Source organism: Sphingopyxis sp., assembly GCF_016704835.1.
Taxonomy (GTDB): domain Bacteria; phylum Pseudomonadota; class Alphaproteobacteria; order Sphingomonadales; family Sphingomonadaceae; genus Sphingopyxis.
The window spans coordinates 262,157-287,203 of the sequence record NZ_JADIZJ010000006.1; the positions used below are offsets into that span (position 1 = coordinate 262,157).

Sequence of the window (25,047 nt, forward strand, 5' to 3'; positions counted from 1 at the left end):
ATAAAATTAATTATTGCAGATGAATATGTAAATAAAAATATCAGCTTACTGTGATTTCATTGACCATTATACTGGTAAAGAAGGCGATATATATCGTTCTGATATCAAGGTAATTGACGGACTATTTTATTAATCCATTTGATTCAATTCGCGCGACCACTGCGTCGCCGCGTCGCAACGCATAGCGACCGACATAACGACCGCTGGGCCAGCCCGTTGCCGGGGCGCGTTTGCCGCTATAGGCGAACCAGCTGAGGCCACCGTCGGCGATGACCGATTGCTGCTCATGCACGATCTGCCCCTTCGGCCCGATGATCGTGAAGGTCTGACGGTCACCCTCGCGCGCGCCGATCGCATCGACCCACAGGATGAGCGGTTCCTGCGCGCTGACGGGCGCGGGTGGCGGGTCACGCTCGGTGACCGCCTTGGCCGGCACCGCGGCTGAGAGGCCACCGGTAATCACGGCCGCGGGCTGGTAACCCAGCATCGGTACCGCGCTCGGCGTCCAAAGACCGGATGCGCGGGAGTCGGCGCTGCAACGGGGTAGGGCGCCAGCGCCGACGAACGGATCGACGGCTTCACCGCGATAGCGAACCGTAAAGTGCAGATGCGGGAATTCGGTATTACCTGACAGGCCGATCAGCCCGATGCGGTCGCCGGTTGCCAAAGGCTGACCCGGACGGACGCCGATGCTGCCCTGGCGGAGGTGGCTGTACTGGGTCTGCCAGTCGTTGCCATGATCGATCACCACCGCGTTGCCGGCATCTTTGCCATTCGGTGCGGTCCGTTCGGCTACGCTGACATCGGCTTCGCCATCGCGGATACGCAGCACCGTTCCAGGCGCGGCGGCAACGACGGTAAAGCCGGTTCGCATGTCGGCCATCGTCCGCAAGCGGATATCGATCCCATCATGCCCATTGGTCGTCAGCAGTCCGCAATGATAGTCGCGGCGACCGGGACCGGGATCGTGATCGACCAGTTTCTGGATCAGGCAGGATTGGCCGACGACGCATTCGACGGGAAAGCCAAGCGCAGGAGCAGCGTCCGCGGGTGGCGCCTGCAACGCTGCCATCGCCAGCGAAAAGGAGAGGAGGAACGCATGCATCATGATCGGGCTCTCGATATGGTCGACATGCTCGCTGCGCGAAGGGAAGAGCGTTGAAACTTCGACGCCGGCCGCCGCCAGGGGGCGTGGCGGCGGACACGGCTAGCCAGCGGGAGCTGACCGAACTCGAAGATCTACCAAGTGTCGGAGGACAAAACTGCCACCGGGTCGTCGATAGAACTCTTACTTTTCTTACACCCTGTCTCTGCAGACCTGCTCGGCTAAAGCAGGCTTCGTTAGGATGATTCTTGCCCTGTCATCCTTGTGTCAAAATTGGCGGAAAGCGCGGTTTCCTGCCATTCCCTGATGGGGACATTGCAAATATTGGTGAGCGTCCACGATGCTATTGTGTTGCGGCATCGACGAAATATCTTGGCACCCGAATGCAAAAAGGAGGGCAGGCCGCGGCCTGCCCTCCAGTTAGCAGAGGTCCGTCGAGGAGTGGCTCCCCGTACGAAGCCTTGTCCTCAGACGAACGTGATCATGTCGTAGGACGCATTGCCCTGGCTGTACGCGTTGAGCGCCGCAACCGAGTCATAGGCACCGAGGGCAGCCAGCGCTGCGATCGGAGCCGAAGCGCCTTCCCAGAAGTCCTCGATCAGGACCGCACCGGCTGCGGTGAAGACGTACACGTCGAGCGCATCGCCTTGGCCGTCCCAGTCCCCGGTGACCACACCAACATCGACCGCGGGATCGAAGCCAGCGTCGACGTCGAAGACCAGCGTGTCGCGGTTCGCGAGATTGAAGTCGCGGCCCGATCCCAGGCTGAACGGCGCACCGATGACATCATTGCCAAAGCCCGGCGATGCATCGGTCGAGTCGAAGCGGAACAGATCCTTGCCCGCGCCGCCCGACATATGGTCGTCGCCTTCGCCGCCGGTGATGGTGTCGTTGCCCGATTCACCTTCCAGATTGTCATCGCCAAGGCCACCATTGATGGTGTCGTTGCCGGTGTCGCCCCGGATGCTGTCGTCGCCGTCATCGCCGTTCATCACGTCGTTGCCGAAGCCGCCCGACATGTAGTCGTTGCCGTCGCCACCCGACATGGTGTCGTTGCCGCCACCCGGATTGCCCAGGTTTTCATACAGCGTGTCACCATACATGATGTCGTCGCCAGCGCCGCCCGACATATTGTCGTTGCCGGCATCACCAGCAAGCTGGTCGTCGCCGTCATTGCCGTTGACCACATCGTTGCCAGCGCCGCCATAGATCAGGTCGTCGCCGTCATTGCCCGACAGGTTGTCGGCGCCGTTGTTGCCCTGGATGACGTCGTCGTCGTCGCCACCCGAGACAACGTCGTTGCCGTCATTGCCGGTGATGTTGTCTTCGCCAGCGCCACCCGAAATGGTGTCGTTGCCGGTGTCGCCCGCGAGCAGATCGTCGCCGTCATTGCCTTCGATAACGTCGTCGCCTTCGTCACCGTTGATCGTGTCGTTGCCATTACCGCCCGAGATGAAGTCGGCATCGGTATTCTCCGGATCGAGCGGATCGAAGAAGGGATCCCCGTTGCCGCGGATCACATCGTCGCCATCGTCACCATAAAGGCTGTCGTTGCCGCCTTGGCCCCAGATGACGTCGTCACCGCCGTCGCCATGGACGAGGTCGTTGCCGTCGTTGCCGTTCAGCGTGTCGGCATCCGCACCACCGCCGATGTCGTCGTTGTCAGCACCACCCTGAACGAAGTCGAGGCCGGCGCCGCCGCGGATGAGGTCATCGCCGGCATCGCCATCGATTTCATCATCGCCATCTTCGCCGAGCAGCGTGTCATTGCCTTCGCCGCCGTCAACCTGGTCGAAACCGGTGCCGCCGAAGATCGTGTCGTTGCCGTCATCGCCCCACAGCAGATCGTCGCCGTTTTCGCCAAGGATCAGATCGTCGCCGCCCTGACCAAAGACCTGGTCGTCGCCGTCACCGCCCAAGATTACGTCGGCGTGGCCGAGCCCAGGATTGTAGCCGCTTTGGTTGTAGGCATAGTCACCATCAGCATTGCGGTTCGGCCCACCGTCGCCGAAGATGACATCGTTGCCCGCGCCGCCATTCAATAGGTCGACACCGTTCGAGTTGGTACCGCCGTTGATGTAATCGTCGCCATCGCCGCCGGTCACGACGTCGGTTTCGGTGCCGCCATAAAGATTGTCATTGCCGGTGCCACCGTCGATGGTGTCGTTGCCAGCATTGCCTTCGATGCGGTCATCGCCCGATTGGCCGTTGAGCGTATCGTTGCCGGCATCGCCGCGGATGAAGTCGTTTCCGCCGCCACCCCAGGCCGTATCGTTGCCGGCACCACCGAGCAATGTGTCGTTGCCGTCAGCACCGCCATTGTCATCGCCGGTATAGACGACGTTTCCGGGTCCGACGACGACGAACGACGCCTGGTCGCCGATCAGCGTGTCGTTGCCGGCGCCGCCATCGACACGATCATTGCCGCTCCGGCCGATGACATTGTCGTCACCGGCATCGCCGTACAGATCGTTGTCGAGATTGTTGCCATAGACGGTGTCGTTACCGCCATTGCCGCGCGCATTGTACGGCAGGGTCGCGGTCGACGTGATCGCATTCAGATCGATGAAATCGACCGCATTGGTCCCCAGCACCTGACCGCGCGAGGTCGGGTTCTTGGGATTATTCGGAGCGTTTGAAGGTCCAACAGTAGGCATTTCGCTATCCTCTTCATTGGTGGGTCGCAGGGATGCGGTTTCGCCGACTCGGCTTTGCCATCCCCCCAAATGGCCACGAAAATCCGAAGCCATGACGAAGGGATATGGCGGGGCAGGGGGAGCGGACATTCCTGCTTGGGGACATGACCGACAATTTTGTGAAGTGGTTCATTTTGGGGCAGATCATCCGACGACGCGCCGATCCATTCTGACCAGGCGCGCGGATTTCTGCCGTTCCGCAGCGGGGCGGAACAAGCCTCTCGCAACGCGGATTCTGACCCTAGTTGAGCTTGCGCCCGAGCGCCGAAGATGCTGGACGCGACATAGCGGTCGACGACCCGCCGTCGAGGGCGGCGGCTCCATCAGGCGCTGGGTCGGGCATGCGGCCCAGCGACGACATTTGGGGCCGCGACGATATCGATGGGTCGGTCATCGCATTGTCGACGCTCGCCATGGTCGGTCGGCCCAGCGCCGACATTCCTGGGCGTTCGATGGGGTCGGCTCCGCAGCAGCGGCCATCGAGAATCGCCTTCGCGTCGAGCTGACCGGTCGCTGCCAGCAAACTGGCGCGCGCGACAAATTCATTGCGGTGCGCGCGCTCCAGCGTGACGCGCGCGGTCAGCAGCTCATTCTGCGCGTTCAGCACGTCGGTAAGCGTGCGGTTGCCGCCGACGGCCTCTTTCTTGATCCCTTCGGCCGCCTCCTGGGTTGCCGCCACCGCCGTCTCGGCGGCCACGATCGTGCTTTTCGCCGATTGCCAGCGCGTCCAGGCGCTCGCCACCTCCTCGGCCACCGTGCGCACTGCCATGTCGGTCTGCGACAGGCGTTGATCGCGGACGGCGCGCGCGCGGCGAACCTCGGCATGGTCGCGCGGCAGGAAAATCGGCACGCGCAGTTCCAGCCCGTAATAAAGTGACGAGCGGTCGTCGGGATATTTGCCCGTGAACGTATTGGTCGCGCCGCCGGTCAGATAGTCATAGCCGCTGACCGCATCGAGTTGCGGGAGCAAGGCACCGGTCGCAAAGCGGACGCCCGACTTGCCGGCTTGGGCATTGAGCCGCGCGGCGCGGAGCCGCGGTGCGGCGTCTTGGGCGATCTTTTGCGCAGCGGCGAGCGACGCCGGAACCGCCGCGAGCGGCGGTAGCGGCGGCACCATCGTCCCCGACTGGCCGCTGACATTGCGAAACCGGTGGCCGTTGACGCCCAGTTCTTCGGTCGCGGCGAGCACCCCGGCTTGCGAGGTCGCGAGTCGCGCGCGTGCCAGCTCTTCGTCAGTGCGCGTGGCTTCGCCGAACTCGAGGCGGCGCGATGTCGCGCGCAGTTGCTCGCCGATCGCCTCGCTCTGCGCCTGTGAATATTGCAGGATCTTGCGATTGAGATGGACGTCGGCGGCGCTGCTCAGCAGTTCCAGCAATATGTCCGAAGTGATCGCGTCGAGCCCTGCGCTGGTCGCCTCGAGTTCGGCCTTGGCGATCTTGACCCCATTGTAGGTCCGGTCGCCGTCATAGAAGCGCAGCCTTGCCTCGATCCCTGCCTGACCGGCGGTATAGCGCGCATCGTTCGTGCTGCTGCCATTCTTGATGTCGATCTCGCGGCGCTGGACGGTGCCATTTGCCTCGATCGTCGGCAGAAAGCTGGCTTCGGCAGCCTGCAGCCGTGCCGCGGCGACTCGCACCTGATGGCGCTGCGCCGCAATGTCGGGGCTGGAGATGACGACCTGACGAGCGAGTGCTGCCATCGTGCTCGACGGTGCGACGGCGGGCGACGCCGATTGCGCCAACAGCGGAGTCGCGGCGATTGCCAACGTCGCAACGGCGGCGGGCGCGCTCAGAGCGCTCGCCCAAAAAGTCCATGATTTCCGCACGTCACCCCTCCTGAATCATCCTAGATTCGAGTGCCGACCCCTCATTCTCTTGTGCACAAAGGGTAATGCGCGGCGGTGCAGGACGAAACTACCCTAACGGATATGTCCGAGGGGATAATAGACTCGATCCGCCGAATCGAAATAGACAATGGCTGTCGTTTGCAGCCGTCACGGCAGACGACGCTATCGAGAGATTCGCATCAATCGACAGCCAACGCCGGGTAGAAAATGCTTCAGGCAACCCCGGTGGGCGCGCGCGTTCTGGACCGTACTCAGAGCATCGCGCCAGACATCATGGTCGCGCGTGAATCCCCTGTGGCGAGCTTTTGGCATCGCTCCGGGAACGATGATTTTTGGGGGCCATAATGTCAGCGACCATGGAATTTTCGACGCATTATGCAGAAGCAGTTCGCGACGACACTCCGCTGTTCGAGGGGGGTGGGTTCGAGCCGCATGACGTCATGGCGGACCAGGCGCGGTCGGCCGATGTTGCGGCGGATACGCGGCGGCTTTGGCACGACTATCTGGCGCAGTTCGATATCGCATCCGCCATGCTCACCGTTACGCTTCCGGGGCCGGGTCCACAGCGTCACGCCTTTCTGATTGGTTTCGATAACATACGCGAAGATGCAGCGGCGACGCGGCGCCTGATGGCGATGATGGAGGATGTCTGGGCGCGGATCGGCGAACAGCCGGTGCATCATTTTCAGTTTTCCGGAGCCTTGTTCGGCGTGGCGCCAAAATCTGCCGACGCCGATCCAAATTCTGCCGACGCTGATCCTGCCGCCGCTGACGCAGCCGGTACTGATGCTCAGCTCTATAGCGGTATCGCCATCCAGATGAAGCGCGAGGGCAAGGCCATTCGTGCGCTGTTTTTCCGCCCGAATGGCAACGCGCAGTTCAGTGATCGCGATGCCGCCTCGTTGCAGCTGATCGCACCATTGCTCGCCGAGTCGGCGACCGGTGTGGCGCAGTTAGCGCGCCAGTCGCAGCGTTCGTCAATGCTCGAAGGGATGTTTGATCGGGTGTCGCTGGCGACGGCCTTGCTGTCAGCTGAGGGCCAGCCGTTGTTTCTCAACAGCGCAGCGACGGGTCTGGTTGAGCAACGCAAATGGCTGCTCCGCGCTGCCGATGGAACGATCGTGGCGGCTAACCCGGCGCAGGCGAAACAGCTGCGCGAGAGTATCCGGCGCGCCGCCACCGCGGCGCCCGACGCACCGGTCGAGGATGTTTTTCGGCTCGATTGCCGCGACGGCGAATGGCGACTGGCTTATGTCATTTCGGCCAAGTCGCGCACCGGCGACAGCATGACGCGCTGCGCGATGGTGATCATCATGGGGCCGGGCAAGGTCGATGCTCCGACCTCACTGCTCGAAGCGCTTGGGCTGCTGCCCTCCGAACAGCGTTTCCTGGGCCATTTCCTCAAATCGAGCAGCCTGTGCAACGCGGCCGAAGGGTGCGGCCTGTCGGAAGAGACCGCGCGGACCTATCTCAAGCGCGTGCGCGCAAAGCTGGGAGTCCACCGCCAGATGGAACTTGCCGGCTTGATCTCGGGGCTGGTGCTGCCGCTGCACGCCGCCGATAGCCCCGCATACCTGGAACGATAGGTATGGCCTGGAACCCTCTGACGCTTGGGCGGGCGTCTGCCAGTTCAGACAATCTGCTCAAAAGCCTGCTGATCCCGCAAAAGCCCATCGCGGTCCGGCTGATCCTGTTTTCGGCGATCACCAATATGGCAGCGCTCGCCATGTCGCTGTTCATGATGCAGGTTTTTGACCGCGTCCTGACCAGCCAGAGCAAGGACACCCTGTTCTTTCTGGCACTGGCGATCACGCTGGTGATCGGACTCGGCTCGATCCTCGACGGCATCCGGCAACAGGTTGCCAATCGCGTCGGCACCTGGATGGCGCAGCAATTGGGACCGACGCTGCTGCTGCGCTCACTCGAACAGCGACTGATCGCGCCGAACGTCCGGCTCGAGGCGCTGCGCGAAATGACGCAGGTCAAAAATTTCATCTCGACCCCGACGGTGTTCAGCGTCGTCGACATGCTGTGGGTGCCGTTCTACCTGCTGATCGTGTTCATGCTGCACCCGGTTTTCGGAGTGATCTCGACGGTCGGCGCTGCGACGCTGTTCGGCCTGACCTGGTACAATGAACGGATCACGCGCAATGCGATCCGCGAGACGCAGTCGCTAGCCACGAGCAACATGCAATATGCCGAATCGCTGGTTCGCAACAGCGAAGTGATCGACGCGATGGGAATGGGCAAGGACACCGTCGCGCACTGGCGCGACCGTTATGTCGCCGAAACCGAAGCGGTCGACGGGACGCAGTTTCAATCGAGCAAGATCCTCGCCTGGATGAAATTCGTCCGCAATCTGGTCCAGGTCGCTGTGCTGGGGATCGGGGCATTGCTGGTGCTCGATCAACAGCTGACCGGCGGCGCGATGATCGCCGGATCGATCCTCATCGCCCGCCTGCTTGCGCCGATCGAGGCGGCGATGAGCTATTGGAAACAATTTGTGCTGGCGCGCGCAAGCCTGCAACGCCTGTCGCGGTTTTGCGACCAGCCGACCCCGCGACCATCGCAGATGGCACTGCCGAAACCTTCGGGCAGTATGGCGATCGAAAACCTGACCTATGCGGCGCCCGGCATGAAGGGCGCGATTTTGAAGAATGTCAGCTTTGCGATCGCGCCGGGGACGTCGCTAGCTATCGTCGGACCGTCGGCATCGGGCAAGACCACTTTGTCGCGACTGCTCGTCGGGGTGCTGAAGCCGCTTTCGGGGCATGTGCGGCTCGACGGCGCCGACACCTTTGACTGGATGCGCAGCGATTTCGGGCCGAACGTCGGTTATCTGCCGCAAGACGTCGAACTGCTGCCCGGATCAATCCGTGAGAATATCGGTCGGTTCCGGCCTGACGCGCGCGACGCCGATGTGATCGCGGCGGCGAAACTGGCCGATTGCCACGAGATGATCCTGCACCTCGACGGCGGCTATGATTGCGTGCTCACCGACGGGGGGCACCAGCTGTCGGGCGGTCAACGCCAGCGGATCGGGCTCGCGCGTGCGCTGTTCGGGCTGCCGCCGCTGGTGGTGCTCGACGAACCCAACGCCAGCCTCGACGCGCGCGGCGATGCCGCGCTGCTGGCGACGATCAAGAAGCTCAAGGCATTGCACATGACGACAATCATCGTCTCGCACCGCGCCAACCTGCTCGAACTGGCCGACAAGATCCTGCTGATGATGGATGGTCAGGTTGCCAAATTCGGCGACGCCCGCACCGTCGTCGACGAAATGGCGGGACGAAAGCGTGCGATTCCGACGGGCGAGGGAGCGCCGCAGGGCGATCCCGCAAAATCCAATCCGGCGATGTTCAAGCAAGGGGGAATGGAAGCATGAACATTCCCTTTCGCCTTGGCGCCGACGGCGACCCGGTGCGCCTCGCGCTGCCGTCACCCGATTACGATGTGGCGGGTCCGCGGGTGAAGGGTTCGATGCGGCTCGCGCTTGCGTCCATCGGCCTGTTCGTGCTCGCCTTCGCGATCTGGAGCTGGGCGGCGCCGCTGAATAGTGCGGCGATCGCGAGCGGGTTTCTGGAGGCAGAGGGTGGCGGTCGGCGCACGGTCCAGCATCTGGAGGGCGGGATCGTCCGGCAGTTTCTGGTCAAGGAAGGGCAGGAGGTGCGCGCCGGCGAGCCGCTCATACTGTTCGATGCGACCCAGAATGATGCGTCCGATGCCGCCTTGCGTTCGAGCTTTTTCGGCCTGTTGGCGCAGGACGCGCGGCTGACCGCCGAACGGCTCGGCCTCCCGACCGTAAATTATCCGGCCGAGTTGCTGGCCGCAGCCAGCGACCCGGAGGTCAAGGAGATTATCGCTGCGTCGAACGCCGAATTTGCCTCGCGGCGACGCGGCCTGTCGGAACAGGCACAGATCCTGTCGCAGCGGATCGGTCAGTCGAACGCTGACATCAGAAGTTCCGGCGCCCAGATCGCGGCGCTGGCCGATCAGGCGAAGCTTCTCGACGACGAACAAATGGGCGTGGACATGCTGGTCGATGAGGGGCTGGAGCGCAAATCGCGGCTGCTCGCGCTGCAACGGCAAAAGGCGCTCGTCGATGGCGAGCGCGGTAAGCTGACCAACAACCTCGATCGGCTCCGCGACACGATCGGTGAGACGCGTGCCCAGATGGTTTCGCTGCGCGGGCAAATGGTGCTCGAGGCGGCAGGCCAGCAGCGCCAGGTTCAATTGCAGATCGCCGAGGCGCGCGAAAAACTGAAGGTCAGCGGTGATATTCGTGCTCGGCAACAGGTGATCGCGCCGGTCGCCGGCCGTGTGGCCAATCTGCGACTGATCACCCCCGGCGGCGTCATCGGGGCGGGGCAGCCAATCCTCGACATTGTGCCGACGTCGGAGAAAATTGTCGTGTCGGCGCGCCTGCGGCCAATCGACATCGACATGGTCCACCGCGGGCTGAAGGCGGAAATCAAGCTCACCCCATATAAGGCGCGCGTGATCCCGAATCTGCTCGGCACCGTCAAGGAAGTCAGCCCCGACGCGATCTATGACAAGGACGCGCAGCAGATCTATTACAAGGTGATCGTCGAGATATCGGCCGCGCAGCTTAAAAAATATCCCGATGTCCAGTTGATGTCGGGAATGCCTGCCGAAGTCTATATCGACCTGGGATCGAGTTCGCTGATGCAATATCTGTTCCAGCCGATGATCGACAGTTTCAATCGGTCCTTCCGGGAAGGATAACCCCGACGCGGCTTTGGCAAAGGTGTGAGCTGGGGACCAGCCAGCAAAGAGGGGGAAGAGGTTGGCGGGATACGGAATATTGTTCCGGGGCATTCATCAGGCGGTGCAGGGCACCGCGCTGGGTGTCGCGGTCATGTTCGGTATTGGCGAGACGACGCCGCTGCATGCGCGCGAACCAGTGATCCTCCAGTCTTCGCCTCATCCGGCTCTTCGTCAGTCCACCGCGATGGCGCGGGTGCTGTTGCTGGCCGACGGACAGCCGCTCCACCGCCGACCGCCGCTTATTGCGACGATGCCGCGAACGGCGGAGTCCAGCGATTTTGCTATGGCGGTGCCGATTGCGCCAGCGCTCGATGAAACAACATGGCTCGCCTCTCGTCCGATTGCCGAAGACGATCCCGGCCTGCGCGCGCCGTTTCGAGTCGATTGGGACGCACCAATCGCGCCGAAGATAGTCGCCGCTAAGAATGCGGCCGCCGTAGAATTTTCCTCGCCCGCCACATCTGAACCCGTTGCGGCGCAAGCAGCAGCAGCGCCAGGGCTCTTCTCCGCGTTCGTCGCTGACGTATCCGCCGCACCTTGGCTGGAAGACAATAGCGCGCACCGCCAGGCGCTCATCGCCCGGGGCGCCGACGCGCGACACAGCGATGGATGGGCTTGCCGCGACTGTCCTGGCGGCGTTGGAAAAGCGCGTGCAAGCAAGAGCCCGTCACCCCTGATACAGGCTGATAGCAGCGTTCGGAGCGCCAAGGCGACCAAGCACAGCCGCGCGTCGCGCGCGCCGGCGAAGTCGGTTCCAACGGGCCTGAAGCCGACCTTCACGACGCGTTTTCCGCCGACATCGCCCGCCATCGCTTTCGACGCAGCCGCGCTGCCCGCCGACATGGTCCATCTGGCGTGCGTCGTTGCGGCCCAGAATCGCATCGGGCCGCCCTGTTTTGCGATCGGCGGGACCAAAGCCATGGGCCGGAAAGCAGCGCAGAGCATGCGCCGATTTCCTGCATTCGACGCCGATGTCTCGGCCGCCCCCTGGCTCGGCGATCCGGGCGCGCGCCGCGCAGCCCTGGGCGCGCGACCCGATGCATCAAAGCTGGGAATGGCGCCTGCCGATCGTGAAGATGAGGGCGAAAGCGAAGCGGATACGATAGCCGACAGTGCCATGGGCATCGACGGCGCGGATGGCCAGGCCAGCGAAGCCGACTTGCTGTCGATCAAGACGCTGCCGCGCGGCGGCCTCGCCTTCTCGGGCGGCTATTCGTCGCTCGAAGGCCCGGTTGGAACGGTGAAGATCGCGCGGACCAATATCGGCGCGCCCGGGCGCGACATCACTGCGTCGGCGCGCTATTCCAAAATCCAGCGGCAAGTGGAGTTCGGGGTCGCCGACGCCAATTTCATGGGCAGCAAGCTGTCGATAGCTCCGACCTTCTTCTATTCGCAATCGACCGCCGTCGGGTTCGATGAACAGGAAAAATCTTCGGTCTTCCGGCAAACCGCGCGCGGCGTGAATTTCTATCTCGGCAAACAGCTTCGCCGCGGGTTGCGCGTTGCGGCGAATTACCGATATTCGGATGAGGATTTCCTGATCCGACAAAAAATGCACAGTGCGATGTTGGCTTGCACGGCAGCCCCTTTTGCAACGCGCTTGGTCAGTCGACCAGTTCCGTGGTCAGCGTCTCGCTCAGCCTTGATCGCCGAGACAGTGCGGTTGACCCCAGGCGTGGGTTCCAGTTCCGCGTGACCCAGGACGTCGCCGGGCCTGGCGGCACGACCCGCTACCTGCGCACGCGTGTCGGTGGCACGTTCCATCACCGGCTCGGCGGCAGTCTGGACGTCTCGCTGGGCCTCGAGGGCGGACTGATGAAGCCGATTGGTGGCCGCGAAATTCCGCTGTTCGATCGCTTCTATATCGGCGGCAACAGCATGCGCGGCTTCGACCTGCGCGGCATCGGGCCAAAGGTCGTACCGCTGACCGCGCCGGCCGGACTGACGACAGCAGTTGGCGGCCGCGCCTATTATGTGGGGCGGCTCGAAATGTCGTTTCGGCTTGACGGCGCGATGGACAGGTTCGGCGTGTCGCCTAGCGTATTTGTTGATGCCGGTTCGGTTTTCGGTGCCGCAAAAGCCGAGCTTTTGCCAGGCGAGCGGCTGATCGGCAATTCGGCCAAGCCGCGGGTTGCGGTGGGCGTTGGCCTGTCGTTCAACGCCGGGCCCGGGAAACTGCGGTTTAATATCGCCCAACCCGTGGTGCGTCAGCAGGGCGATCGGGCTAAGAGCTTCTCGATCGCGCTGGGAACCGCCTTCTAAACGCAGGCGACGCCGCCCGGATCAGGCTGACTGTGCAATGGCGGGACTTGCAGAATTTTGCGTGTCCCCATCAGGGAATGGCAGAAAACCGGGATTTCTTTCACATCTACATCCATCGTGGCGCGTTATTTGAGGGGGGCGTCAATGGATAGCAATGTCATCGGCAAAATCGGCGTCACTTCAAGTCGTCAAGACCTCTGGGCACCTTCTGCTCGATCGTGCGCGCTTTGCGCGGTGCACCCGCAATGAGCGCCTCTGCCCACCCCATTGAATATGAAATGATCGAGCCCTTGCCGACGCGGCTGCGCCGGTTTCGCGAGCAATGCGGCATTAGCCGGTCAGAGCTTGCGATGCGGACAGGCCTGAGCCGGCCGACAATCTGGGCGTGGGAGTCGGGCAAGACCCAGCCGCGCCTCAGCAACTTGCGCGTGCTCGCCAGCGTGCTTGGCATTTCGCAGATCGAACTCGTCGGCGGTCTCGAGGCTGCCGTCCCTGATGAGGAGGTCGATATGATGCTCTCGACGAACTGGGATCAAGGTGAGGTCCCGGCAGGCCTCGCCAATCCGCAGCGACTCAGCATCATGATCTATGCCGCGAAACTCAGCATCGCAGCCCTGGCTGGGATCAAGCCCCAGAATGTGAAGATTTCGATCGAACTTTGAACCGCGCCGCAGTGGCTATTGGCGATAGGCGCCGACCCCTTCGCCCAGATACTGGTTGTTCGCCTCGCGCTGCGCCGCCGCCGCATCGTCATAGAGAAAGGGCAGGAACGCATAGCGACGCCCGCGGGAAACCGGTGTCGCCTCGTGGAGCAGGCCGCAGCCAAAGACGATCGCGCCACCCGGCGGAGGGCGATAGGTTCGCGTGCCGAATTCAGGAAACCGCAGCTCGCCCCCGTCGAAATCGTCGTTGAGGTTGATCGTAACCGCAAAGCGGCGGTGCGCGGTGCCCCTCGTCGTATTGTCGCGGTGCGCGCGAAAATGACCGCCGACCGATGCCTCGTAACAGGCGACGATGTACCGCTCCATCCGTGTTGCCTCGAAGTTGAAGGCACGGTGGATGATGGGGCGCAGGCAATGATTGACCCGCGCGCTGAGCATCTTGCACAATTCCTGGTCCTTGATCGTGACATCGGACCGGCGCTTGTGGCCATGATCAATGATCGAGACGGTCTTGCCATCGACTTCGCGCATGAAACCCGAATCCTCGCCGCCTTCGGCATCATAGATATCGATCAGCGTTTTGCAGGTGGCCTGATCGAACACCCGCGGCACCAGCAGCACTGGCGCCCAATCTTCGGGCGTGCCTTCGCCGATCAGTTTGTCAGCCAGCGATAACGCGGCATGCATATCACGGATGAGAAATCGCCCCGCAACCCGCAACTGGCGATCAAGGATCATGACATATGGTTCGTAGAGGACGGAATCGGCACGGCTCGCACCATATACCGCACTGACGGCGCGATCATCGTCGAGGATGTAGCGGATGCCGGGAAGCCGGGTCTCAATCCTGTCGGCGGGCTGGTCGTCGGGGTCGGTCGTGATACCGAAAAAGCAGCATTGCCGGTCGTCGAACCGGTCGGCGCCCCCGATGAGTATGTCGTGCGCTGATTTAACCTCGGGTGTCGCAGCCGACCCCATGAAGAACAGGACAACCACGCGGCCCGCGACTGTGTGAAAACTATATCGAGCGTTCACATCCAGAACATGCGCCTTGAACCAAGGTGCTGGCGAACCGAGCACTGGCTTCGGGATTGAATCGGCGCTCGTCCGCAATTGTATCATCGACTTGCCCCCGCCCCCGCGTGATGCCATCGCTTTTTAGCATTCAGAAGTAATGGGTACAAGCACCGTGACCGTGAAAAGGCGTGCAAACTGATGGCCTTGTTTTCCGTGTGTCGCGAGCGTTGCTCTCAGTGTCGCCAAGGGGGCGAGCCGCCAGACCGCGTGTCGGTAAGGCAGCGTCCAGCACCGCGAAGCGAAATGGGCATCTTCAATCCACTGGCATATTGACCGCGATCAATGACCTGGCTCCCGGCATCGCCTCATATTCCTGCTTTCGCAGGAGATTTGACGTGCGCAACATCTTGATTCACGCCGACGATGGTCCCGGAATGGCAGCGCGATTGGAGAGCGGCCTGGCAATCGGGCGGAGGCACCAGTCACATCTTGATCTGGTGATCAGTTCGCCGTTTCAACAGTTTATCGCGACCGATCCTTTCGGCGGCATGTATCTGGCGGGCGATCAGTTGCGCAAGGCGCAGCAGGCGGACCAGGCGCTCGACCGGCGGTTGCGGGTCGAGCTCGAACGCGAAGATGTGCCTTGGGAGGTGCGGATATCCGACGGCGATGTTCTGGCAACATTGACGCTGGCTGCAACATTGGCAGATCTTGTGATTGTCTCGCTGGGTACCGCCGATCGTCGCCGCAGCTTCACTCCTCCGATGATGGCGGGCGATCTGGCGATGGCAGTGCCCGCGCCGGTGCTTGCCATTCCCGAGCCGTGCGGTCCGATCGATCTCGACGCGCCGGTGATGGTCGCTTGGAATGGCAGCGCCCAGTCGGCGCATGCACTGCGTGCGGCCGTCCCGCTGCTTCGCGATGCGCGGCAGGTCGTTATGGTCACGATCGGCCAGGACGATGGTCAGGTGGCCGCCGACGACGCGCTGCGTTACCTTTCGCGGCACGAAATTCATGCCGAGCTTCGCAAGGTGGAGCGCAGCGTCGAGACGGTCGAAGAGGCGATCGAGCGAACAGCGCGGGAGATCGGCGCAGGTCTGATCGTGATGGGCGCATTTGGCCACACCCGTCTGCGCGAGACGTTTTTTGGCGGCGTGACGCGCTATCTGCTTGAATCGGCATCCGCCCCGTTGCTGCTCGTGCACTGACCGGCCGCCGGCCGCTCCGCTTCCCAAATCAACCGGACTGCTGTACGGCGGCGGCATGACCGATTGTTCCGCCTGCGTTGTCCGCAACCGCGCGATTTGCGCCAGCCTCGACGCGACAGAAATTCTCGTTCTGGGCAAGATGGGGCGCAAGCAAAAGGTCCGCCAAGGTCAGACGTTGCTGTGGGAAGGCGACGGCGCGCCGGTCGTCGCCAATGTCCTGACCGGGGTGTTGAAGCTGGTTGTGTCGACCGCCGATGGCCGCGAACAGATCGTCGGAGTGGTGTTCCCCTCCGACTTCATTGGCCGCCCGTTCGGCAAGGAAAGCCCCTACACCGTCACCGCGATGACCGATGCCGAAGTGTGCATCTTCAACCGCAACAATTTCGACGAATTCGCCAGCTCGTCCGAAAAAGTTGCATCGTTCCTGCTCGAAATGTCCGAGCGCTTGTCGGGGCAGGGATGCGATGCAGAGGTTGCAGAGGGTGGTTTCGAGCTTCCTTTCGGGCGCCAGCAGATTGCCGACATCCTGGGATTAACGATCGAAACGACGAGCCGTCAGCTGACCAAAATGCGCGCCGACGGTGTCGTCGATCTGCCATCACGCCGCGAGATCGTCATCAACGACCGCGCGGCAATGTTGGACATGGCAGGCTGATTCTACCGCCGGCGCCGGTTGGGGAAGCTCAAAAGCGGAAGGCGATTCCGGCGCTGACGACCCAGGGATCGAGTTTGTGCCGCGTCCGCAGCACTTCGGTCGTACCGGCGAACCAGCGCGCAGTGGACCGCATGTAATAGCGTTTGGCGTCGAACGTAACCGACAGACCCTTGGCATTCACCGGGACATCGATGCCGGCCTGCAACGCCATCCCGAGCGAATCTCCCATCTTCTGCCGCGTCGCCCCCAGCGCAACCGCAGTCGCACCGGGCTTTTCGTCGATGAAGATGAAATAGCTCGGACCCGCGCCGACATAGGGCTGCACGCCGCCATCTTTGCCGAAATGATATTTCAGCGTGAGCGTTGCGGGGACAATATTGGCGTTGGACACCAACCCGGCACCTGCCAGGGCGCCGCGGCCGACGACATCATGCTGGGTAACGCCGGCGATCGTCTCGACCGATAAATTGTCGGTAACGAAATATTCGACCGCAACCGTCGGCACAACATTGTCGTCGGCCTTGGTCTGCGTGCCGGCCGGCAGGCCGATCAGGTCGAGCTTCACATCCTTGATCTTGCCGTCAGGCGCGACATAGGTCGCGAGCAGCTTGAACTGGACGTCGCCGCTTTTTGCCGCGGCTTGCCCGGGGATCGCCAGCGTGGCGACTAACGCGGCGAGGGGGAGATATCGGGTCTTCATGAGTTTTGGCTCCTATTGTTGATGAAGCCGTCCCTGCGCTGGATGCCAACGCGCCGCATTGATGAAGCGCAAGCAATTCGTTGATCCCGATCAATGTTTCGCGGTTCCCGCACGTCCAAGAGCGAAGCGAAGCGCGGCCCGAAGGCCGCACCAAGCGGGGACAAGCATATGGACGGTCTGGTACTCAAAGCGGGCGGCTGGCTGGCGCTGGCGCTGCTCGCGCTGGTGATGGCGGCGCTCGCGGTCGATGCCCCTTTTGCTGTGCATATGGGCATCGTTGCTGTCGCCGCACTGACCGTGCTGTGGGCGACCGTCTCGCGGGCCGACTATGGCGCGATGGCGCGCGGCCTGCTGAAGATGCCCGCCAACGAAAGCACCTATGATGACGACCCGATCCGCTGGGGCGTCATCGCGACTTTGTTCTGGGGCATCGCCGGGATGGCAGCCGGCCTGTTCATTGCGCTGCAGCTGGCTTTCCCGGCACTCAACTTCAACCTCGAATTCACGACCTTCGGACGGATCCGGCCGCTCCACACCTCGGCAGTGATCTTCGCCTTCGGTGGCAACGCGCTGATCGCAACGAGCTATTATGTCGTCCAGCGCACCTGCCGCGCCCGGCTCGCTTTTCCCAAGCTCGCCCGCTTCGTATTTTGGGGTTACCAGCTGTTCATTGTCCTGGCGGCGACCGGCTATCTGATGGGGATCACCGAGGCGCGCGAATATGCCGAGCCCGAATGGTATGTCGACCTTTGGCTGACCGTCGTCTGGGTCGCCTATCTGGCGGTTTTTGTCGGCACAATCGTCAAGCGCCGCGAACCACATATCTACGTGGCGAACTGGTTCTACCTCAGCTTCATCATCACCATCGCGATGCTCCACATCGTCAACAATCTGTCGATGCCGGCCAGCATCTTTGGCTCGAAAAGCTATGCCGCCTTTGCCGGGGTGCAGGATGCGCTGACCCAATGGTGGTACGGGCATAACGCGGTCGGTTTTTTCCTGACCGCCGGCTTCCTCGCGATGATGTATTATTTCGTGCCGAAGCAGGCCGAGCGACCGGTCTATAGCTACCGCCTGTCGATCATCCACTTCTGGTCGCTGATCTTCCTCTACATTTGGGCGGGGCCGCACCATCTACATTACACGGCTCTGCCCGACTGGGCGCAGACGCTCGGCATGGTGTTCTCGATCATGCTGTGGATGCCGAGCTGGGGCGGGATGATCAACGGCCTGATGACGCTCAACGGCGCGTGGGACAAGATCCGCACCGACCCGATCATCCGCATGATGGTGATGGCGCTCGCCTTTTACGGAATGAGCACCTTCGAAGGACCGATGATGTCGATCAAATGGGTCAACTCGATGTCGCATTACACCGACTGGACGATCGGTCACGTCCACAGCGGCGCGCTCGGCTGGAACGGCATGATCACCTTCGCCTGCATGTATTATCTCGTGCCGCGCCTGTGGGGGCGCCCGCGTCTCTACAGTCTGCGCATGGTGAACTGGCACTTCTGGCTCGCGACCGTGGGGATCGTTTTCTACGCCGCCTCGATGTGGGTCGCCGGCATCATGCAGGGTTTGATGTGGCGCGAATATGGGGCCGACGGCTACCTCGTGTACAGCTTTGCCGAGAGCGTCGCTGCAATGCACCCCATGTACCTGATCCGCGCGACGGGCGGGCTGCTCTATCTCGCCGGTTTCCTGATCATGATCGTCAACGTCTGGGCGACGCTCGCCGGGCGGGTGCGCAATGAAAAGCCGATGACCGAAACCCCATATAACGCCGCTGCGGATCGCCCGCTCGCGCCTGTTCCCGCCGCATAAGGAACCCGAACAATGGTCACCCCACCCGCTGAAAAGCGACTGAGCCACAAGAAGCTCGAGCGTAACGTCAGCCTGCTCGGACTGTTCGCGCTCGTCGCGGTCGCGATCGGCGGCATCGTCGAGATCGCACCGCTGTTCTGGATCGACAATACGATTGAGAAGGTCGACGGCATGCGGCCCTATACGCCGCTCGAGCTTGCCGGGCGCAACATCTACATGCGCGAAGGCTGCTACACCTGTCACAGCCAGATGATCCGCCCCTTCCGCGACGAGGTCGAACGCTATGGCCATTACAGCCTCGCCGCCGAGAGCATGTATGACCATCCGTTCCAATGGGGGTCTAAGCGCACCGGACCTGATCTGGCGCGCGTCGGCGGTCGCTATTCTGACGAATGGCACAAGGCGCATCTGATCGACCCGCGCAGCGTCGTGCCCGAATCGATCATGCCGCCCTATGCCTTTCTGGCCGAGCGCGACCTCTATACCGGCGACATGCAGAACGATCTTACGGCGCTGTCGCGGGTTGGCGTGCCGTACAGCAAGGCAGCCATTGCCGCCGCCAATGACGATGTGAAGGCGCAGGTCGATCCGGCTGCAGGCATCGATCTGCAAAAGCGCTATCCGAAAGCGCAGGTGCGCGATTTCGATGGCAATCCCGATCGTCTCTCCGAAATGGATGCGCTGATCGCCTATCTCCAGATGCTGGGCACACTCGTCGATGTCGAAAAGGCGGCCCCGCAGGATCAGACTGCCGTGCCTGCCGGGCCGCAGGAGAAGGCGCGATGAGTTACGACGCGCTCCGTCATTTCGCCGACAGCTGGGGCTTGCTCACGATGGCGATCCTGTTTCTTGCCCTTGTGACCTGGCCGTTTCGCAAGGGCGCACGCCGCCACAATGAAGAGGCTGCAACGATGATCTTCAAGGAAGACGACCATGGCTGACCGCAAACGCATCGACGAAGCCACCGGGACGAGCACCGTCGGTCATGAATGGGACGGCATCGAAGAGCTCAACGCGCCGCTGCCGCGCTGGTGGCTGTGGACCTTCTACGCCTCGATCGTCTGGGCCGCCGGTTATGTCGTCCTCTATCCGGCTTGGCCGATGCTCCACAGCGCCACGCAGGGCGTGCTGGGGTGGAGCAGCCGTGGCGCATTGGAGCAGGCGATGCAGGCGAACGCCGTGCGCCGCGCGCCGATCAACACGGCCATTGCGGCGACGGCGCTGACCGATCTGCCTGCCAAGCCCGAACTGATGCAGGCAGCGGTGCAAGGCGGGGCCGCAGCGTTTCGTGTCCACTGCGTCCAGTGCCACGGGGCGGGCGGTGCGGGGGTGAAAAAACTCTACCCCAGCCTGACCGACGATGACTGGCTGTGGGGCGGCGATCTGGCGAGCATTGAATATACGATCACCCACGGCATCCGAAACCCCGACCATAGGGCAACGCGCACCAGCCAGATGCCGGCGTTCGGGCGCGACGGCATTCTGGATGCGGCACAGCTCGCCGACGTCGTCAGCCATGTCCGCGTGATCAGCAAACAGGAAAAGCCGACGGCAGCCTCGGCGCGCGGCGATGTGCTGTTCCAGGCGAATTGTGCCGTCTGCCACGGCGCAAGCGGCGCAGGGAATCGCGGCCTCGGAGCGCCGAAACTGACCGACTCCGTGTGGCTCTACGGCGGCGATCGCGCCAGCCTGGCCGCGACGATCACGCAGCCGCGCAACGGCGTCATGCCGCGTTGGGGTGACCGGCTCGACCCGGTGACGGTCAAGATGCTCGCGACCTACGTCTATTCGCTGGGTGGCGGCGAGAAAGCGGCGGCGCCTGCGGCGGTTTCGATATCCGAAGGGCAGGGAGTCGATGGCCAGCCCTGAAGACCTAATCGATCCTCCCGCTGCGCTGTACGAGGCGCGTAAGGGCGTTTACCCCAAAAAGGTCGATGGTCCCTTCCGCCGCTTCAAATGGGCGATCATGGGGATCACACTCGCAATTTATTATGGCACGCCATGGATCCGCTGGGACCGCGGACCATATGCGCCTGATCAGGCCGTGCTCGTCGACCTCGCAAACCGGCGGTTCTACATGTTCCAGATCGAAATCTGGCCGCATGAATTTTATTATGTCGCCGGCTTGCTCATCATGGCGGGGATTGGTTTGTTTCTCGTTACCAGCGCGGTAGGGCGCGCCTGGTGCGGCTATGCCTGCCCGCAAACGGTGTGGACCGACCTGTTCCAGCATGTCGACCGGCTGGTCGATGGCGACCGCAACGCACAGGTGCGGCTGGCGAATGGTCCGTGGACGGCGGAAAAGGTCGCGAAGCGCGGCTTCAAATATGCGATTTATCTCGCCATCGCCTTCTGGACAGGTGGTGCGTGGATCATGTATTTCGCCGATGCGCCGACGCTGACCGTGGATTTCTGGAGCGGGCAGGCGGCACCGGTCGCCTATGGCACTGTCGCCGTTCTCACCGCAACGACCTTCATCCTCGGTGGTTTTATGCGCGAGCAGGTGTGCATCTATATGTGCCCTTGGCCGCGCATTCAGACCGCGATGATGGACGAAAAATCGTTGCTGGTAACTTACAAGGACTGGCGCGGTGAACCCCGCGGCAGCGTCAAAAAGGCGCAGGCCCACCCCGGCGCGTTCGGCGATTGCGTCGACTGCAACCAGTGCGTCGCGGTGTGTCCGACCGGCATCGACATTCGCGAAGGACCGCAGATCGGCTGCATCACCTGCGCGCTTTGCATCGACGCGTGCGACGATGTGATGGGGCAGATCGGGCGACCGCGCGGGCTGATCGATTATTGCACGCTCGACGATGCGGCGGTCGAAAAGGCGGGCGGCATCGGCAAGCCCGTTCGCAGGACATTGTTCCGCCCCCGCACGCTCGCCTATTTCGGCGTTTGGTGCGCGATCGGCGCCGCGATGCTGTTTTCGCTCGGTCAGCGCACTCGGCTCGACCTCGCGGTTCAGCACGAGCGCAGCCCGCTCTATGTCCAGCTGTCGGACGGCCATATCCGCAACAACTACACGCTGAAGCTGCGCAATATGGAAACGCGCCCGCGCCGTGTCGCGGTGACGGTGCATGGGCTGTCAAGCGCCGCGCTGTGGACCGAGGCGGGATCTCGTGAAACCGCACAGCAGCGGGTCGAAATTGCGCTCGCGCCCGACAGCGTCACGCGCGTGAGATTGTTCGTCGCGGCGCCGGGCGAGGGACCGGTGCGGCAGGATTTCACCATTGCGACCCGCGGCCTTGACGGCGATCCGCGCGGTGACAGCGACACCATCCAGTTCGACCGGCCGGAGGCAGGACGATGACCGGCAATTCGGCCCGCAAGGCGTTCACCGGCTGGCACATGACTGCCATCCTTGTCAGTTTCTTTGCTGTCGTCATCGCCGTCAATTTCACCATGGCGCGGCTGGCGATGTCGACCTTTGGCGGTACGGTGGTCGAAAACAGCTATGTGGCGAGCCAGCACTATAACGTCTGGCTCGCGCGCGCGGCGGCGCAGGACCGGCTGGGATGGACCCCGACGGTAACACTCGATGTCCACCGGCGCGTTCGCGTTGAAATTCGCAAGGATGACCGGCCGCTCGCAGGCGTCCGCGTGGCTGCTACGGCCAGTCATCCGCTCGGGCGCTCGGCTCCCACCACGCTGCGTTTCGTCGCGGCGACAGGGGGCGCATGGCGCTCGGTCGAGCCGCTGGCGGTGGGGCGCCAGCGGCTCGACATCGGCGTCGTCAAGGGCGCGGATGCGGCGCGCTACCGGATCGACCTGCAATGACCGCCGTTGCCGCTCTCATCGAACGCGATTTCGCGGTTCCTGACATTCGCTGCGCGGGTTGTATCGCCAAGCTGGAGCAGGGACTGGTGCGCGATTGTCGCATCGCGACCGCGCGCGTCAACTTTACCGAAAAGCGCGTGCATCTGTCGTGCGTTCCCGATGCCGAGCTGCCCGACCTGATTGGGGCCTTCATGGCGTTGGGTTTCGAGGCGCATCCCATTGGCGACGCCTTGGGCGACGCCGATCCCGCAGCGGCGGGCAGCCGCGAACTGCTGCGCGCGGTCGCGGTCGCGGGCTTTGCGATGATGAACATCATGCTGCTGTCGGTGTCGGTTTGGTCGGGTGCCGCGGGTGCGACACGCGACCTGTTTCACTGGCTGTCGGCGATGATCGCGCTGCCGACGATCGCCTACGCCGGGCGACCGTTCTTTCGCTCTGCATGGCGTGCGCTGCGCCATCGCCAGACGAATATGGACGTGCCGATCAGCATCGGGGTACTGCTCGCCAGCGCGCTCAGCCTCTATGAAACCGCGACGCACGGCCCGCACGCCTATTTCGACGGCGCGGTGATGCTGTTGTTTTTCCTGCTGTGCGGACGCTGGCTCGACAGCGTGATGCGCGATCGCGCCCGCGGCGGTATCACCGCTCTGCTGCGCAATATGGGCACCGGCGCGATGGTGCGCGGCGACGATGGCAAGAGCCGATGGGTCGATGCGACAGTGCTGGAGCCTGGCATGGTGATGCTCGTCGCGGCGGGGGAACGGCTGGCGGCGGATGGTGCCGTTGCCCGCGGATCCAGCCGTCTCGACTTGTCGCTGCTCACCGGCGAGAGCGCGCCGCAGCTTGTCCGCCCCGACGACCGGGTACATGCCGGTACGCTCAATCTCGACGGACCACTTGAGGTCAAGGTGTCGGCAGCAGGCGCCGACACCGCGCTGGCCGATATCGCCCGCCTGATGGGCGAGGCGGCACAGGGCAAGTCGCGTTACGTCCGCATCGCCGACCGCGCTGCCCGGCTCTACGCCCCCGCGGTCCATGCACTGGCCTTGCTGGCGTTTGTGAGCTGGATGGCTATCGGCGCAGGCTGGCATCAGAGCCTGCTGATCGCGGTGGCGGTCCTGATCATCACCTGCCCTTGCGCGCTCGGGCTGGCGGTGCCGGCGGCGCAGATCGTTGCGGCGGGTGAACTGATGCGTATCGGGATACTCGTCAAAGATGGATCGGCGCTCGAGCGACTCGCCGAGGTTGACCGGGCGATGATCGACAAGACCGGGACGCTGACGCTGGGGCGTCCCGAAGCCTGCGACCTCGAACGGCTTGATCCCGAGGTTCAGTCGCTGGCGCTGGCGCTCGCACAGGCCAGTCGCCATCCGCTGAGCGAGGCATTGACGCGCGGACTCCAGAGGCTCGACGTTCCGCGCGCCGATGTGCATTCGATCGGAGAAACGCCCGGCTTTGGTGTTGAGGCGCGCTGGCAGGATCGGATCGTCACGCTCGGCCGTCCGAGCGGCACCGTCGAAGGCGACGCGCTCGCCACCCAATTGTCGATCGATGGCGTGCAAGTGGCAACGATCCGTTTTGCCGACCGCTTGCGCCCCGATGCGCGCGCCGCCATCGATGCGCTGCGCGCCGACGGTATCGACGTGTCGATCCTCAGCGGCGACCGCGCTGCGGCGGTTGCGCCTGTCGCCCGCGAACTGGCGATGACCGCGCAAACCGGGATGAGCCCGCAGGACAAGCTGGCCGCGCTCGCGCGGCAAAGCGCCACGCACAAGGTGCTGATGATCGGCGACGGGCTCAACGACGGTCCAGCGCTCGCGGCGGGGCATGCGTCGATGGCGCCGGGTTCGGCGAGCGATGTCGGCAAGAACGCCTCGGACTGTGTCTTTCTCGGCGATCGCTTGATGCCGATCGTCGCAACGCTTCGCATGGCGCGGCGGACACAGGCGATCGTTCGTCAGAATTTCCTGCTGGCAATCGGTTACAACGTGATCGCCGTCCCGCTGGCTTTTCTTGGCTTCGTTACGCCATTGGTTGCCGCGCTGGCAATGTCAGGTTCGTCGCTGCTCGTCGTAGGCAACGCGATGCGGCTGAAAAGGACGATCCGGTGAACGGTCTCGCGGTCCTGATCCCGATCGCGCTCGGGCTTGGCTTGCTGGGGCTGGCCGCCTTTTTCTGGTCGTTGCGCCGCGGCCAATTCGACGATTTGGACGGTGCGGCGCTGCGGATATTTGTCGAAGATGAAGAGGATCGTGCTGCATGATCGGTCGCACGCTTGCCTCCCTTGCGGCAACCGCCGGACTTGCCCTGGCGCCGCTGGCTGGCGACGCGCGGATGCTGGTCGTCCCCGATTGCGGTGGTGGTCGGCAAATGCTGCTCGTGCCGGGCGGGCCGGACGATCAGGGTGACGGAGCTTGCGCCAAGGCCTGTCATGCGGTGACCGAGCGGCGCGGCAAACCGCCGGGCGCGAGGAAAAACTGCTGTTGATCGCTGCCTTGATC

At 63.1% G+C, this 25,047-nt stretch carries 22 protein-coding genes; 17 read left to right on the top strand and 5 right to left on the bottom strand.

Going from position 1 to position 25,047, the window contains the following annotated elements:
- Positions 1-121 precede the first annotated feature (121 nt).
- The 3 genes from IPF76_RS12690 to IPF76_RS12700 all read right to left on the bottom strand — a co-directional run bounded on the left by IPF76_RS12690 (position 122) and on the right by IPF76_RS12700 (position 5,626).
- The gene (locus IPF76_RS12690) at positions 122-1,108 is read right to left on the bottom strand and encodes a M23 family metallopeptidase (protein ID WP_293844496.1); all 987 of its coding nucleotides are present in this window, start codon (positions 1,106-1,108) and stop codon (positions 122-124) included.
- Between the two features lie 464 nt (positions 1,109-1,572).
- On the bottom strand, positions 1,573-3,762 hold the full coding sequence (locus IPF76_RS12695) for a calcium-binding protein (protein ID WP_293844499.1): 2,190 nt from the start codon (positions 3,760-3,762) through the stop codon (positions 1,573-1,575).
- Between the two features lie 280 nt (positions 3,763-4,042).
- Positions 4,043-5,626 (bottom strand): TolC family protein, encoded by a 1,584-nt coding sequence (locus IPF76_RS12700; RefSeq protein ID WP_293844502.1) that lies wholly within the window; start codon positions 5,624-5,626, stop codon positions 4,043-4,045.
- Positions 5,627-5,991: 365 nt separating this feature from the next.
- Here IPF76_RS12700 and IPF76_RS12705 point away from each other — a divergent pair, with 365 nt between their 5' ends.
- From IPF76_RS12705 to IPF76_RS12730, 6 genes are all read left to right on the top strand, one after another.
- The gene (locus IPF76_RS12705) at positions 5,992-7,233 is read left to right on the top strand and encodes a hypothetical protein (RefSeq protein ID WP_293844505.1); all 1,242 of its coding nucleotides are present in this window, start codon (positions 5,992-5,994) and stop codon (positions 7,231-7,233) included.
- Between the two features lie 2 nt (positions 7,234-7,235).
- Positions 7,236-9,032, top strand: a complete 1,797-nt coding sequence (locus IPF76_RS12710) for a type I secretion system permease/ATPase (RefSeq protein ID WP_293844508.1) — start codon at positions 7,236-7,238, stop codon at positions 9,030-9,032.
- On the top strand, positions 9,029-10,393 hold the full coding sequence (locus tag IPF76_RS12715; RefSeq protein WP_293844511.1) for an HlyD family type I secretion periplasmic adaptor subunit: 1,365 nt from the start codon (positions 9,029-9,031) through the stop codon (positions 10,391-10,393). The genes IPF76_RS12710 and IPF76_RS12715 overlap by 4 nt, the downstream gene beginning before the upstream one ends.
- A 79-nt stretch (positions 10,394-10,472) precedes the next feature.
- Positions 10,473-12,131 (top strand): hypothetical protein, encoded by a 1,659-nt coding sequence (locus IPF76_RS12720; protein WP_293844514.1) that lies wholly within the window; start codon positions 10,473-10,475, stop codon positions 12,129-12,131.
- A complete protein-coding gene (locus tag IPF76_RS12725) occupies positions 12,056-12,697 on the top strand; it encodes a BamA/TamA family outer membrane protein (protein ID WP_293844517.1) in 642 nt (213 codons plus the stop codon). The genes IPF76_RS12720 and IPF76_RS12725 overlap by 76 nt, the downstream gene beginning before the upstream one ends.
- Positions 12,698-12,975: 278 nt before the next feature.
- The gene (locus IPF76_RS12730; RefSeq protein WP_293844520.1) at positions 12,976-13,359 is read left to right on the top strand and encodes a helix-turn-helix transcriptional regulator; all 384 of its coding nucleotides are present in this window, start codon (positions 12,976-12,978) and stop codon (positions 13,357-13,359) included.
- Between the two features lie 15 nt (positions 13,360-13,374).
- Here IPF76_RS12730 and IPF76_RS12735 read toward each other — a convergent pair whose 3' ends face one another.
- The gene (locus IPF76_RS12735; protein ID WP_366499631.1) at positions 13,375-14,511 is read right to left on the bottom strand and encodes a 2OG-Fe(II) oxygenase; all 1,137 of its coding nucleotides are present in this window, start codon (positions 14,509-14,511) and stop codon (positions 13,375-13,377) included.
- Positions 14,512-14,771: 260 nt separating this feature from the next.
- Here IPF76_RS12735 and IPF76_RS12740 point away from each other — a divergent pair, with 260 nt between their 5' ends.
- Positions 14,772-15,584, top strand: a complete 813-nt coding sequence (locus IPF76_RS12740) for a universal stress protein (RefSeq protein WP_293844522.1) — start codon at positions 14,772-14,774, stop codon at positions 15,582-15,584.
- Positions 15,585-15,639: 55 nt separating this feature from the next.
- The gene (locus IPF76_RS12745; protein WP_293844525.1) at positions 15,640-16,239 is read left to right on the top strand and encodes a Crp/Fnr family transcriptional regulator; all 600 of its coding nucleotides are present in this window, start codon (positions 15,640-15,642) and stop codon (positions 16,237-16,239) included.
- Between the two features lie 28 nt (positions 16,240-16,267).
- Here the strand turns inward: IPF76_RS12745 and IPF76_RS12750 are convergent, their stop codons facing one another.
- Positions 16,268-16,939, bottom strand: coding sequence for an OmpW family outer membrane protein (locus IPF76_RS12750; RefSeq protein WP_293844527.1), 672 nt, complete (start codon positions 16,937-16,939; stop codon positions 16,268-16,270).
- 168 nt (positions 16,940-17,107) lie between these two features.
- Between IPF76_RS12750 and ccoN the strand changes: the two genes are divergently transcribed.
- Genes ccoN through IPF76_RS12795 form a run of 9 tightly spaced genes read left to right on the top strand, consistent with a single transcriptional unit; the run spans position 17,108 to position 25,033 of the window.
- On the top strand, positions 17,108-18,766 hold the full coding sequence (gene ccoN, locus IPF76_RS12755; RefSeq protein WP_293844529.1) for a cytochrome-c oxidase, cbb3-type subunit I: 1,659 nt from the start codon (positions 17,108-17,110) through the stop codon (positions 18,764-18,766).
- A gap of 12 nt (positions 18,767-18,778) precedes the next feature.
- Positions 18,779-19,552, top strand: a complete 774-nt coding sequence (gene ccoO / locus IPF76_RS12760; protein WP_293844531.1) for a cytochrome-c oxidase, cbb3-type subunit II — start codon at positions 18,779-18,781, stop codon at positions 19,550-19,552.
- Positions 19,549-19,707, top strand: a complete 159-nt coding sequence (locus IPF76_RS12765; protein ID WP_293844533.1) for a cbb3-type cytochrome c oxidase subunit 3 — start codon at positions 19,549-19,551, stop codon at positions 19,705-19,707. Before ccoO ends, IPF76_RS12765 begins: the two co-directional genes overlap by 4 nt.
- Entirely contained in the window at positions 19,700-20,635 is a 936-nt protein-coding gene (gene ccoP / locus IPF76_RS12770; RefSeq protein WP_293844536.1) for a cytochrome-c oxidase, cbb3-type subunit III, read from the top strand. Before IPF76_RS12765 ends, ccoP begins: the two co-directional genes overlap by 8 nt.
- The gene (gene ccoG, locus IPF76_RS12775) at positions 20,622-22,079 is read left to right on the top strand and encodes a cytochrome c oxidase accessory protein CcoG (RefSeq protein WP_293844539.1); all 1,458 of its coding nucleotides are present in this window, start codon (positions 20,622-20,624) and stop codon (positions 22,077-22,079) included. Before ccoP ends, ccoG begins: the two co-directional genes overlap by 14 nt.
- Positions 22,076-22,546, top strand: coding sequence for a FixH family protein (locus IPF76_RS12780; protein WP_293844542.1), 471 nt, complete (start codon positions 22,076-22,078; stop codon positions 22,544-22,546). The genes ccoG and IPF76_RS12780 overlap by 4 nt, the downstream gene beginning before the upstream one ends.
- On the top strand, positions 22,543-24,657 hold the full coding sequence (locus IPF76_RS12785; protein WP_293844545.1) for a heavy metal translocating P-type ATPase: 2,115 nt from the start codon (positions 22,543-22,545) through the stop codon (positions 24,655-24,657). Before IPF76_RS12780 ends, IPF76_RS12785 begins: the two co-directional genes overlap by 4 nt.
- Positions 24,654-24,809: a cbb3-type cytochrome oxidase assembly protein CcoS gene (gene ccoS / locus IPF76_RS12790; RefSeq protein WP_293844548.1), complete on the top strand. Its 156-nt coding sequence runs from the start codon at positions 24,654-24,656 to the stop codon at positions 24,807-24,809. Before IPF76_RS12785 ends, ccoS begins: the two co-directional genes overlap by 4 nt.
- Positions 24,806-25,033: a hypothetical protein gene (locus IPF76_RS12795; RefSeq protein WP_293844551.1), complete on the top strand. Its 228-nt coding sequence runs from the start codon at positions 24,806-24,808 to the stop codon at positions 25,031-25,033. The genes ccoS and IPF76_RS12795 overlap by 4 nt, the downstream gene beginning before the upstream one ends.
- Positions 25,034-25,047: the final 14 nt, after the last annotated feature.